This window comes from Bordetella sp. N (assembly GCF_001433395.1).
Classification (GTDB): domain Bacteria; phylum Pseudomonadota; class Gammaproteobacteria; order Burkholderiales; family Burkholderiaceae_B; genus Bordetella_C.
In genome coordinates this window covers 2562531-2574215 of sequence record NZ_CP013111.1, presented here as the reverse complement: position 1 = coordinate 2574215, position 11685 = coordinate 2562531, and the positions used below count along the sequence as shown (strand labels likewise).

At 65.0% G+C, this 11685-nt stretch carries 10 protein-coding genes; 6 read left to right on the top strand and 4 right to left on the bottom strand.

The window, feature by feature from the left end; all coding sequences use genetic code 11:
* The 3 genes from ASB57_RS10925 to ASB57_RS10915 all read left to right on the top strand — a co-directional run bounded on the left by ASB57_RS10925 (position 1) and on the right by ASB57_RS10915 (position 1973).
* Positions 1 to 387 carry a DUF305 domain-containing protein gene (locus tag ASB57_RS10925; protein ID WP_057652254.1) on the top strand — a complete coding sequence of 129 codons (387 nt, stop codon included), beginning with the start codon at positions 1 to 3 and terminating at the stop codon, positions 385 to 387.
* Positions 388 to 527: 140 nt separating this feature from the next.
* A complete protein-coding gene (locus tag ASB57_RS10920) occupies positions 528 to 1241 on the top strand; it encodes a metallophosphoesterase (protein WP_057656074.1) in 714 nt (237 codons plus the stop codon).
* Between the two features lie 33 nt (positions 1242 to 1274).
* Positions 1275 to 1973, top strand: coding sequence for a ribonuclease activity regulator RraA (locus ASB57_RS10915; protein WP_057652253.1), 699 nt, complete (start codon positions 1275 to 1277; stop codon positions 1971 to 1973).
* 100 nt (positions 1974 to 2073) lie between these two features.
* On the opposite strand, the gene ASB57_RS10910 is transcribed toward ASB57_RS10915, so the two are convergent.
* Together ASB57_RS10910 and ASB57_RS10905 are read right to left on the bottom strand one after the other, a co-directional pair.
* Entirely contained in the window at positions 2074 to 4791 is a 2718-nt protein-coding gene (locus ASB57_RS10910) for a penicillin-binding protein 1A (protein ID WP_082621525.1), read from the bottom strand.
* A gap of 208 nt (positions 4792 to 4999) precedes the next feature.
* Complete coding sequence (locus tag ASB57_RS10905) at positions 5000 to 5815, bottom strand: helix-turn-helix transcriptional regulator (protein ID WP_057652252.1); 816 nt, start codon at positions 5813 to 5815, stop codon at positions 5000 to 5002.
* Positions 5816 to 5982: 167 nt separating this feature from the next.
* Between ASB57_RS10905 and ASB57_RS10900 the strand changes: the two genes are divergently transcribed.
* Positions 5983 to 7248, top strand: coding sequence for an MFS transporter (locus ASB57_RS10900; protein WP_057652251.1), 1266 nt, complete (start codon positions 5983 to 5985; stop codon positions 7246 to 7248).
* 120 nt (positions 7249 to 7368) lie between these two features.
* Here the strand turns inward: ASB57_RS10900 and ASB57_RS10895 are convergent, their stop codons facing one another.
* Complete coding sequence (locus tag ASB57_RS10895; protein WP_369822868.1) at positions 7369 to 9270, bottom strand: prolyl oligopeptidase family serine peptidase; 1902 nt, start codon at positions 9268 to 9270, stop codon at positions 7369 to 7371.
* A gap of 258 nt (positions 9271 to 9528) precedes the next feature.
* Between ASB57_RS10895 and ASB57_RS10890 the strand changes: the two genes are divergently transcribed.
* The gene (locus ASB57_RS10890) at positions 9529 to 9966 is read left to right on the top strand and encodes a BPTD_2524 family lipoprotein (protein ID WP_057652249.1); all 438 of its coding nucleotides are present in this window, start codon (positions 9529 to 9531) and stop codon (positions 9964 to 9966) included.
* 19 nt (positions 9967 to 9985) lie between these two features.
* On the opposite strand, the gene ASB57_RS10885 is transcribed toward ASB57_RS10890, so the two are convergent.
* Entirely contained in the window at positions 9986 to 10438 is a 453-nt protein-coding gene (locus ASB57_RS10885; protein WP_057652248.1) for a PaaI family thioesterase, read from the bottom strand.
* A gap of 90 nt (positions 10439 to 10528) precedes the next feature.
* Between ASB57_RS10885 and dinB the strand changes: the two genes are divergently transcribed.
* Positions 10529 to 11638, top strand: coding sequence for a DNA polymerase IV (gene dinB, locus ASB57_RS10880; RefSeq protein WP_057652247.1), 1110 nt, complete (start codon positions 10529 to 10531; stop codon positions 11636 to 11638).
* The last annotated feature ends 47 nt before the right edge of the window (positions 11639 to 11685 follow it).

Below are 11685 nucleotides of genomic sequence, written 5' to 3'. Positions count from 1 at the left end.
ATGAAAAAGTCTCTTACCGCCACACTGCTGGTATTGGCCTCGATGACCGGCGTTATGGGCGTGGCCCACGCGCAGACGGCCACCTCGCACGGCGACATGCACATGTCGATGTCGTCGGGCGCGGGCACGGCCAGCACCCAGGCCTATCAGGAAAGCATGCAGCGCATGCACCGCGACATGGCGATCAATTACTCCGGTAATGCCGATGTCGATTTTGCGCAGGGAATGATTCCCCATCACCAGGGCGCCATCGACATGGCGCGCACCGAACTGAAATACGGCCGCGATCCCCAGATGCGCAAGCTGGCGGAGGAAGTCATCTCGGCGCAGGAAAAAGAGATCGCCTTCCTGCAGGCGTGGCTGAAGAAGAACGCCCCCGCAAAATAGGGCCGCAGTGTAGGGCATAGCGGCGAGGGTATATGGGCGATGCCGCCCGGGCGCTGACGGCGCCCGGGGCCGTGTTAGCGTATGAAATTCCGTGCTCGGCGCCCGGCCACGGCGCCAGCCCTTTCCGCGAGAGCTCTGCCATGCCGCCTGTGATCCAGCATTTCGCCCGCAATACGTCCGGTCGCGACTGGGCCGTGGGTGATATCCATGGGCATTTTTCCCGTCTGCGCGAGACGCTGACGCTAGCGGGTTTCAACGCGGCGCGCGACCGCCTGTTTTCGGTGGGTGACCTGATCGACCGCGGGCCGGAATGCCGCGCCGCGCTGGAGTGGCTGCGGCAGCCCTGGTTCCACGCGGTGCAGGGCAACCATGAAGACTATGCGGTGCGCCACGTGCGCCATGGCATGGTGGACACGGATAACTGGCGCAAGAACGGGGGCGGCTGGTTCCTGGAGATGACCGATGAGGACCAGCGCATCCACGCCGAAGCGCTGGCGGCCCTGCCAGTGGCGCTGGAAGTGGAGACCGCCGAAGGGCTGGTGGGTTTGTTGCACGCCGACAGTCCGGTCAGCGCATGGGCCAAGCTTGACGGTATATTGCGTACGCGGCCCAAGCGCGCGCGCGATTTCTGCCTGTGGTCGCGTCAGCGCCTGGAACGGCATGATGCGACGTGCGTGACGGGCTTGCGCGCGCTGGTGGTGGGACATACCCCCGTGGAGCGCGCTATCGTATTGGGTAACGTCTACCATATCGATACCGGCGGCTGGCAGCCGGATGGCTATTTCACTTTGCTGGATCTGACGACGTTGCGATCCGTACCGGCGGTTCCGGCACCTTCCGCGGCCCTGGCCTGAGGCCGCTATTTTGCAGTCAGGAGATTTGCTGGCATGACGCTAGACCAAAAGATCATCGATGCCTTGAGCGGTGTGTCCACCGCGACCTTGACCACCGTGTTGCTGAAGAAAGGGCTGCGCAATGTGTGGATGCGCGGTACGCGTCCCTTGCGCCCCGGTCAGCCGCGTGTGGTGGGCCGCGCTTTCACGCTGCGTTTCGTGCCGGCCCGTGAGGACCTGGCGACGCCGGCTTCGTGGTCCTCTCCGACGTCCACCCGTGCCGCGATCGAAGCCATGCCTTCGGGTTGCGTGGCGGTGGTCGATGCCATGGGCGTCACGGACGCGGGCATCTTCGGCGACATCCTGTGCGCCCGCATGCGCAAGCGTGGCGTGGCGGCGCTGGTCAGCGATGGCGTGGTGCGTGACGGGGCAGGGGTGTTGGGTACGGACTTGCCGGTGTGGTGCCAGGGCGTGGCCGCGCCTCCGTCGGTGGCGGGGTTGACGTTCGTCAGCTGGCAGGAGCCCATCGGCTGCGGCGGCGTGGCGGTGTTCCCCGATGACGTGATCGTGGTCGATGACGACGGCGCGGTGGTGATTCCCGCAGCGCTGTTGGAAGAAATCGTGCCGATCGCCGTGGAGCAGGAACGTCAGGAAGCGTGGATCATGCAGGAGATCGACAACGGGGCTGCATTGCCGGGCCTGTACCCGCCGAATGAGGAAGCTAAGGCCCGCTACGAAGCGTCGAAGAAGTAGTCTTAGGACTGATGAAAAGAAGGGGCGCTGTTCTACCGAACAGCGCCCCTTCTTCTTGATGTAGAGGGCTCTTTTCCTGGAAAAGAGCCCTTTTTTCTCTTTAATGAATCGCCATTGCCACCGGCGTGCCGCCCGGCCCGGCGTCCACGCGGGGCACCGGGATGGGCGGGAAGAAGGGCTGTTGCGCAGGCGCCTGGCCCTGAGCAGCCGAAGCCGGCGCCGCTGCGGGCGTACCCAGCGGACGTTGCTGGATGGCGCCCCCCACCTGCGGCACGGGGATAGGCAGGCTCTGAACGCCATCGGACCCAACCGGAGCACCAGATTGCCCCGCCGGCGGCGCACCACGCGATCCAGCCTGCGCACCCTGCGCCCCAGGCACCGCCCCTTGCGGCGAAGGCGGTGCAGGCGGCGTCCCCGGCGGCGGGGGCGGATTCAGCATCGGCATGCCACCCGTGCTGCCGTTATTCAGGAAATCTCCCAGCGGATCTTCCGTGGGCAAGTCCAAGGTAGCCACAGCCTGCCCGGGCGGAAACTCCGACAGGTAGTACTCGCCATTGTCGACCAGCATCCCCTGCGGCTGCGGGCGCGGCTTGGCTTCGGGTATGCCCTTCAGCGCTTGCTGCATGTACTGCATCCACGCCGACAAGGTCAGGCCCGCGCCGAATTCATTGGACCCCAGCGAACGAGGCTGGTCGAAACCCATCCACACCGTCGTTGCCAGGGCCGGCGTGTAGCCGGAGAACCAGACGTCGACCGAGTCATTGGTGGTGCCGGTCTTGCCGCCGACGTCGCTGCGCTTGAGCACCTGATGTGCCCGCGCCGCGGTGCCATAGGTGGCCACGCCCTTGAGCAGGTCATCCATGATCCATGCCACGCGCGGATCGACGGCGCGTACGCTTTCGTCACCGGCCTTCTGCGGCTGCGCCTGCATCAGCACCTTGCCGTCGCCGTCGGTGACCTTGTCGATCAGGTAGGGCGTGACGCGATAGCCGCCATTGGCCCACACCGAATAAGCGTTCACCACCTGCAGCGGCGTCGCCGAGCCGGCGCCCAGGGCAATCGGCAGCACCGCGGGCCAGCGCGCCTTGTCGAAGCCGAAGCGGGTCAGGAAGTCTTGCCCGTAAGCCGGCGTGATGGCCTGCAGGATGCGGATCGACACCATGTTCTTGGACTTGTACAAGGCCTGCCGCAAGGTGAGCATGGGCTCGTAGGCATTGGCGTCGTTCTTCGGGTTCCAGGGCTTGGAACCGGTCTGCTCGGCCGTCAAGGAGAACGGCTGGTCGGAGATCTGCGTGGCGGGGGTCAGCCCGCGTTCCAGTGCCGCCGAATAGATGAAAGGCTTGATGTTCGAGCCCGGCTGGCGCCAGGCCTGCACGGCCCGGTTGAAGTTGCCGCGATTGAAATCGAAGCCGCCGATCATCGCCCGAATGGCGCCGTCCTCCGGCACCATGGACACCAGCGCGGCCTGCAGCGCCGGCATGTTGATGACTTCCCACGTGTCGCCGTTCTTGTGGACGTAGACCACCGACCCGCGCTGGATGCGGACGTCGTCCTTGGCCTTGGGGCCCAGGGCGCGCGCCACCACTGACAAGGCCTTCTTGTCGTCGATGGTGATGATTTCATGGCCGCCGCGCGCCACCTTGATGGCGCTGGGGCTGGCTTCCAACACGACCGCGGCGTAGAGGTCGTCGCTGTCGGGGTATTTGTCCTGCAAGCCATCGAGCAGGTCGTCGAGCGCCTGCGGATCCTTTTCCACGTTGTCGGGCAGGTCGATATTGTCTTCCGGGCCGGGATAGGCCGCGCGGCGCGTGTAGTCCAGCACGCCGGCGCGTACCGACTTGTAGGCCGCTTCCTGGTCCTTGGAATCGATGGTGGTGTAGACGTTGATGCCTTGCGAGTAAGCCTTGTCCCCGAAGGAGTTGTACATGGCCTGGCGCACCAGTTCGGCCGGATACTCGCCGTGGACGCGGAAGGCGCTGCCGCCGCTGTCCTGGCTGCCGCGGGGCGCGATGGGCTGCGCCATGGCGGCCTGGTAGCCCGCTTCGTCCAGCCAGCCCAGCGCGCGCATGCGGCCCAGCACGTAGTGCTGGCGGATCTGCGCGCGCGGCATGTTGGTGATGGGGTTGTAGCGCGACGGCGCCTTGGGAATGCCGGCCAGCAGCGCGGCTTCGGCCGGCGTTACCTGTGACAGTTCCTTGCCCAGGTAGGTGCGCGCGGCGGCGGCGAAGCCGTAGGCGCGGTGACCCAGGTAGATCTGGTTCATGTACAGCTCAAGGATCTGGTCCTTGGTCAGGGTCGATTCGATCTTGAAGGTCAGCAGCAGTTCGTAGAACTTGCGCGAGTAGGTCTTCTCCGACGACAGGTAGAAGTTGCGCGCCACCTGCATGGTGATGGTGCTGGCGCCCTGGCTCTTCTGTCCACGCACCACGTTGGCCAACATGGCGCGGACCACGCCGCTCCAGTCGACGCCGCCGTGCTGGTAGAAGTGATCGTCTTCGGCCGCCAGAACGGCGTGCCGCATGACCTCGGGAATCTCGTCGAAGCGCATCACATTGCGGTGCTCTTCGCCGAATTCACCGATAAGGACCTTGTCCGCGGTGTAGACGCGCAATGGCACGCGCGGCCGATAGTCGGTCATGGCGTGCAGGTCCGGCAGGCTGGGCCAGGCGAGCGCCAGAGCCAAGGCCAGGGCGACCAGGCCGCAGACGCCCGCGCCGACGGCGAAGACCGCGGCTTTGACGACGACACGACGTAAAAGGGAGGGACGCGCCGGGTTGCCGTCCGGGCGGGGGGATTTGGTAGGTGCGGCTTGGCTCATCGCAGGCGATTCTAGGGCAGATGTAGGTAGACCCGCCCAAGGGCAATAAGGTTTCGGGTAACCAAACGCGCATTATCGCAGGTGAGGCTGGCACCAGGATGAAGGACTGGCGCGGATGCGGCGCGGAAGGGGCGATTCGCCCCTTGCCAGGGTGATACAGCCTGATTCAAATGCGGCCCTTACGCCACATCGGTGCACCACCAGGGGCCTATTCGCTATCGGAGCGGCCCGCCGCCAGATACATATTCGGCGGCCCGCCCATGGCCCGGCGGAACATGGCGGAGAAGGCGCTGGGGCTGCGATAGCCCAGCTCAGCAGCGATGCGGGCCACGGGCTGGCCCAGGGCCAGGCGGCCGACGGCGTCGGCCAGGCGCACCTGTTGCACCCACTGGCGGTAATTCAGCCCCAGGTCAGACTGGAACAGCCGGATCAAGGTGCGTCCGCTGGCGCCCACTTCATCGCCCCATTCATGCACCGTGCGCGGGCTGCCCGGATCTTCAAGAATCGCCCGGCAGACGGCCTGCAGGCGGCGGTCGCCGGGCCAGGGGATATGGATGGGCAAGACCTTCGCCAGCGCCAGCTCCGCTGGAATCAGCGCGGCAATCTGCCCGCAACGGCCGTCCAGGGCGTATTCGATGGGTTCGCGCGCCAGCGCCAGGATCAGCTCGCGCAGCAGGCCGGACACTTCAAGGACGCAGCATTCCGTCCACAAGGTGGCGGCGACCTCGGCATCCAGGTACAGCGTGCGCATGGACACCGCGCTGATCATGTCCACCGCGTGCTCCAGGCCCGGCGGTACCCACAAGGCCCGCAGTGCGGGTAGCGCCCACACGCCCTGCGCCGTGGTCACCCGCATCACGCCCTCGACCGCGTAGATCAGCTGCGCCCGCGCATGGGCATGCACGCCGGTGTTGTAGCGGGCGTCGAAGTCCTTGGCCATCGCGGTGACGTGGCGGGGCACCCGCTGATAGTCGTCGGCGTCGATGCTGCGCCAGGGGGCGTGGGCAGGAGGGCGGGCAGGCATGGTCGACAGTGTCACTTATTCGACGAAAGTTGTCACTCGGCCGCGTCTGAGCCTGATTACACTGGCGTGACGGTGGCAGATCCCCAGGCTTGCACCTGCATCGGATACCCGGTCGCCGTAATCGTCCACGCTGTGATCGTTCATTTTTCATCCTGCCTGTCCCCATAATGACTACATCCATCGAGACTCCCATCGTGACGGCGACGCCCCCGGTCGCCACCGCGGCGCCTGCCGTGCCCTTGCCCAAGGACAATACGGCGTTCAAAGTATTAGGCGCGATCAGCGTGGCGCATTTGATGAACGACATGATCCAGTCGATCTTGTTGGCCATCTATCCCATGCTGAAGGATTCGTTCCAGCTGAGTTTCAGCCAGATCGGGCTGATCACGCTGACGTACCAGATCGCGGCGTCGCTGCTGCAGCCTTGCATCGGCTTCTACACGGACAAGCGGCCGTTGCCGTATTCGCTGCCGGTGGGCATGAGCTTTACGCTGGTGGGCTTGCTGCTGCTGTCGGTGGCGCCGTCCTATCCCTTCCTGCTGGTCGCGGCGGTGCTGGTGGGTACGGGGTCGTCGATCTTCCATCCCGAATCGTCCCGTGTGGCGCGCATGGCATCGGGCGGCCAGCATGGCCTGGCTCAATCGTTGTTCCAGGTGGGCGGCAACGTGGGTTCGTCGCTGGGGCCCCTGTTGGCCGCGCTGCTGATCATCCCGCACGGGCAGGGCAGCGTGGCGTGGTTTTCGCTGGCGGCGCTGTTCGGGATCATCGTGTTGATCGGCATCAGCCGCTGGTATGCGGCGAACCGCTGGCGGCTCAAGCCGAAGGCGCGGCGCGAAGGGGATGCGCCGGCCATGGACCGGCGCAAGGTGGGCATGGCTTTGGGCGTGTTGGCGGTGCTGGTGTTTTCCAAGTACTTCTACCTGTCCAGCTTGAACAGCTATTTCACGTTCTACCTGATGGACAAGTTCCAGCTGCCGGTGCGGACGGCGCAGCTCTACCTGTTCGTGTTCCTGGCAGCAGTGGCGGTGGGGACGGTGGTGGGTGGACCGGTCGGTGACCGTATCGGGCGCAAGGCGGTGATCTGGACGTCGATCCTGGGTGTCGCGCCTTTCACCCTGATGCTGCCTTATGCCAATCTGTTCTGGACGGCGGTACTGGTGGCGATCATCGGCCTGGTGCTGGCGTCGGCCTTCTCGGCGATCGTGGTGTTCGCGCAGGAGCTGGTGCCGGGTAAGGTCGGGACCATCGCCGGGTTGTTCTTCGGACTGTCGTTCGGGTTGGGCGGGGTGGGGGCCGCGGTGCTGGGGAATCTGGCGGATGCGACCAGCATCGGGTTCGTCTACAAAGTGTGCTCGTTCCTGCCTTTGCTGGGAATGGTGGCGATGTTCTTACCCGACATGGGAAGGCGGAAGCCGCGCGTGAAGGCCGCGTAATGCATTAAGGTGCGCGTTCTGCTGTCGCAGGAATGATCAAGGCCCCACCACATAATGTGGTGGGGCCTTTTGTATGGTCTTCCTGCGCGGGCTGCCGACCCGCGCATCTCCCGGACAGAATTAAGGCTTCAGATGCGTGTTGAAGAACTTCTCCATCGCGGCGTAGAACTCAAACTTGTTCTCGTCGTTATGGAACCCATGCCCTTCGTTATCCTTCACCATGTACTCCACCTCAACCCCCCGCTTCCGTAAAGCCTCGACCACCTGATCGCTCTCGGCCTTGTTGACCCGAGGATCCTTGGCCCCTTGGGCGATGAACAGCGGCGTCTTGATCTGGTTCACATGCAGCGCGGGCGACGTGGCGGCCAGGCGCTCCTTGTCTTTCTCGGGATCGCCGACCATGTCGTGCATCTTGGCCAGCAGCGGCTTCCAATACGGCGGTATGGTGGTCATGAAGGTGAACAGGTTGGACACGCCCACGTAGTCCACGGCGGCCGCATAGAGGTCCGGCGTGAAGGTGATGCCGGCCAGGGTGGCATAGCCTCCATAGCTGCCGCCATAGATGCCGATACGCTTCGGATCCGCGATGCCTTCCTTGATCAGCCACTGGACGCCGTCGGTGATGTCGTTCTGCATGGCCAGGCCCCACTGGCCGAAACTGGCTTCCCAGAACTTGCGGCCATAGCCGGTCGAGCCGCGGAAGTTGATCTGCAGCACGCAGAAGCCGCGGTTGGCCAGGAACTGGATCTCGGGGTTGTAGCCCCAGCTGTCACGCGCCCACGGGCCGCCATGCGGATTGACGATGCATGCCAGGTCCTTGGCGGCGCGGCCCTTGGGCACGGTCAGGTAGCCGTGCAGGGTCAGGCCGTCGCGGCTCTGGAAGGAGATGGGCCGCATTTCGGCCATGTCCGACTCGGGCAGGGCGGGGTTGATGTCCGCCAGCTTGGTCAAGGTGTCCGTTTTCAGGTCGTACAGGTAGCGCGAACCAGGCGTGCGGTCGTTGTAGGCGGCGACGATGAACTTGTCTTCGTCGCGGGTTTCGCCCTGCACCATGATTTCGTAGCCGGGCAGGTGCGCGGTCAGCTTGCCATGCAGCGCCTCGGTCTGTTCGTCGAAGTACTTGCGGTGGGTCTTGTCGGTCTCGTAGATGGCCGCCGTCAGCACCTTGCGCTTGCGCGAATAGCCGACGCCGCCGATGTCGGCCTGCTGGGGATCGAACAGCAGCTTTTCCGTATCGGGATGGGCGGGATCGATCTCCACGAGGGCCAGCGTGTCGCGCCCGCGATTGCTCAAGGCGTAGATGCGCTTGTCATCGAAGGTGAACAGGCTGGGGCTGACGTTGGTGCGGTAGTCGGTGGTGATCAGCGGCTTGAACGGGTCGCTTTCCTTGTCGCGATACAGCAGGGTGGTATTCAGGCCGTCGCTGGTGATGGCGGCGCGCACCTTGCCGGCGTGGTCGGTCTGCCAGCCGACGACGTTGCCGGGGTTCTCCGCCACGCGCTCGGACGCGCCGGTGCGGACGTTGACGCGGTAGACGTCAAAAACCTGGGGATCGCGCTGATTGTGGCTGACCAGGACGTGGTCGGGATCGTCTTCCAGGTCGTCCGCGATGCCGGCGCGCACGTGCTCGTACGGCGTCAGGTCGGTGACCTTGCCGTCGGCGACGTTGATGGCCAGCACGTGGAAGTTCTCGTCGCCACCGAAGTCCTTGGCGAACAGGATGGTGTCGGAGCCCTTCCAGAAGAAGCTGCTGATATCGCGGGCGGTTTCGCTGGTGAGCTTGCGCGGTTCGCCGACGGGCGTCGAGCCGTCCAGCTTCTGCACGAAGATGTTCATGCGCGGCGGCTGGCCGTCGACGCTGACCGGCTGCATGAAGCCCAGGGTTTTGCCATCATCGGCCAGGCGGAAGGAGCCGCGGTCGGGATTACGGAAGAAATCTTTCAGGGGATATTGCTTGGGCGGCTGGGCGGCCGCGCCCGTGGCGGCGCCGATCAGCGTGGCGGCCAGCAGGGACCGGGTCATGAATTTGAACAAAGGGACTCTCCGGTGATGCAGGCGAAAGGATGCGCCTGCGACGGGCCTTTGATCATGCCATAGGGGCGTCAGGGGTGTCGAATCGGCGGGCGGGCCGTGGGGGCCGGGCCTGTATTACGGTCCGTTGACGGCCCGTTGACAGCCCGCTCAGGCCCTGCACATTGTGCAATCCTCGTTACGGCGGAGGGGGTTCAGATGAACAGCAGCCTCGGATAGAGCATAATTGCGCCGTTTATCGGAGGACTTATGTCGAGGATTTTGGCGGCCGCCAGTGTGCTGGCCGTGAGTTTGGCCGGTTGTTCGGTGGGTATCACCCCCGGCCAGTCGCCCAGCGGCGAGTACAAGGTCGAGGTGGGCTATCAGCAGGCCTACAAGGCGGCGCGGGCGCAGGCAGAGATGTGCCTGACCGGCAAGGATGCCTATGCCATACAGGGTGGCGTCGATGACGCCGGCCGCAAGGCCACCCTGCGCGTGACCGCGCCGATTTCCGGCAATGACGTGGCGCGGGTGGACATCACCGGCATCGACGCGGGCCACAGCGATGTGCGTATCGCCATGTGGGGCCGTTCGATCTGGAACGGCGACGCCGTCATCGCGATGCGCGACGCCATCCGCTTCCAGGTGCCCACGTGCGTGTCCTATATGCCCAGCGACACGAACAATCCCGTCAAGGCGCCGCAGTAACGGGAGGGCAGGCCGGACCTCAGTCCGTGCCGACCTTGCCGCCGCCTTCGGGCCGGGGGCGGATCACCTTGAAGGTGGCCGACGCCTTGCAGACGCGTTCGCCTTTGTCGTTGAGGATATCGCCTTCACAGAAGGCGATGGACTTGCCCAGCTTGATGCAGCGGGCTTCGATCACCAGATCGCCCGTGGCCGGCGCCATGAAGCTGGTCGTCATGTCGATGGTGGCCATGCTGACGCCTTTCTCCAGCGACCCGCGCGCCGCGGCGCTGAGCGTGAAGTCCAGCACGGCCATCAGGGTGCCGCCGTGGACGTCGCCGCGGCTGTTGGTGAGTTCCACGCGCCACGGCAGGCGCGTGCGCGCCAGGTTGGCTTCGATATGCTCCGGGACCAGGCCCAGATATTCCATCAACGGGATCTGGGCGCCGAAGTAATCGACGGAAAACTGCGGGGCCGCGCCTTGCTTGGATTCCATATTCTTCTTAACTGATGAAAATGAGGCGCCATAATAGGCGTTTTTACGCCGCGCGTGCGGCGCGGACGGTGCAACTGTCCAGTATGTGAAATGCGCAAAATCGTACACGTCGACATGGACGCGTTTTATGCGTCGGTGGAGCAACGCGACAATCCGGCGCTGAAGGGCAAGGCGGTGGTGGTGGCCTGGAAAGGGCCGCGTTCGGTGGTGTGCGCGGCTTCCTACGAGGCGCGCCGCTTCGGCGTGCACTCGGCCATGGCCGTGTCCCGGGCGCTGCGGCTGTGTCCGCACGCGGAATATGTCGGGCCGGACTTCAACAAGTACCGCGAGGCCTCGCGCCAGGTGCGGGAAGTGTTCGCGCGCCATACCGACCTGATCGAGCCGCTGTCGCTCGACGAAGCCTACCTGGACGTGACGGAGAACAAGGGCGGCCTGGCGTCCGCCACCGAGGTGGCGCAGACCATTCGGGCGCAGATCCTGGCGGATACGGGCCTGACTGCTTCAGCGGGGGTGGCGCCGAACAAATTCCTGGCCAAGATCGCGTCGGACTGGAACAAGCCGGACGGCCTGTTCGTGCTGCGGCCCCGCGACGTACTGGACTTTCTCACGCCCTTGCCGGTGCGCAAGGTGCCGGGGGTAGGCGCGGTGATGCAGGGCAAGCTGGAGCAGATGGGCATCTTGACGGTGGGCGATCTGTCCAACCGCAGCCTGGCCGAGCTTGAGCAGCGTTTCGGCCGCTACGGGCGGCGGCTGTACGAACTGGCCCGTGGCATCGATGACCGGCCCGTCGAGCCGGATCAATTGGCCCAGCAGGTGTCGGCCGAGACCACCTTCGAGGACGACCGGTTGCTGTCGGATTTGGGCGAGGTGATCGACAAGCTGGCGGAACGGGTTTGGGAGCAGGCGCTGCGCAAGCGGGGGCGGGGGTTTACCGTCACGTTGAAACTGAAGACGGACCGGTTCCGGTCGCTGACCCGCAGCGTGACGTCGCCGGTCTTGCCGGCTTCCGCGCAGGCTTTGGCCGACATGGCGCGGCAGATGCGGGCGCGGGTAGAGTTGCCGGCGTCTACGCGGTATCGTCTGGTGGGGGTGGGGATGAGCAATTTCCCGGACGCCGATGGCTTGTCCAGGCCGCGCCAGGCGGATCTTTTTGCCGATCTCCCCGTAGAGGGGCCGCCGGCCGAGGAAGAGCAACCGTAAGCGGTTCTTGGCAGTGATCCCTTTCGGGACCGGGCAACCCTGCGGGT

Excerpts from the sequence above, each read along its gene's own strand:
- ASB57_RS10890 (WP_057652249.1), top strand. The coding sequence starts at position 9,529 with ATGTCGAGGATTTTGGCGGCCGCCAGTGTGCTGGCCGTGAGTTTGGCC.
- ASB57_RS10900 (WP_057652251.1), top strand. The coding sequence starts at position 5,983 with ATGACTACATCCATCGAGACTCCCATCGTGACGGCGACGCCCCCGGTC.
- dinB (WP_057652247.1), top strand. The coding sequence starts at position 10,529 with ATGCGCAAAATCGTACACGTCGACATGGACGCGTTTTATGCGTCGGTG.
- ASB57_RS10920 (WP_057656074.1), top strand. The coding sequence starts at position 528 with ATGCCGCCTGTGATCCAGCATTTCGCCCGCAATACGTCCGGTCGCGAC.
- ASB57_RS10910 (WP_082621525.1), bottom strand. The coding sequence starts at position 4,791 with ATGAGCCAAGCCGCACCTACCAAATCCCCCCGCCCGGACGGCAACCCG.
- ASB57_RS10925 (WP_057652254.1), top strand. The coding sequence starts at position 1 with ATGAAAAAGTCTCTTACCGCCACACTGCTGGTATTGGCCTCGATGACC.
- ASB57_RS10905 (WP_057652252.1), bottom strand. The coding sequence starts at position 5,815 with ATGCCTGCCCGCCCTCCTGCCCACGCCCCCTGGCGCAGCATCGACGCC.
- ASB57_RS10895 (WP_369822868.1), bottom strand. The coding sequence starts at position 9,270 with ATGACCCGGTCCCTGCTGGCCGCCACGCTGATCGGCGCCGCCACGGGC.
- ASB57_RS10885 (WP_057652248.1), bottom strand. The coding sequence starts at position 10,438 with ATGGAATCCAAGCAAGGCGCGGCCCCGCAGTTTTCCGTCGATTACTTC.
- ASB57_RS10915 (WP_057652253.1), top strand. The coding sequence starts at position 1,275 with ATGACGCTAGACCAAAAGATCATCGATGCCTTGAGCGGTGTGTCCACC.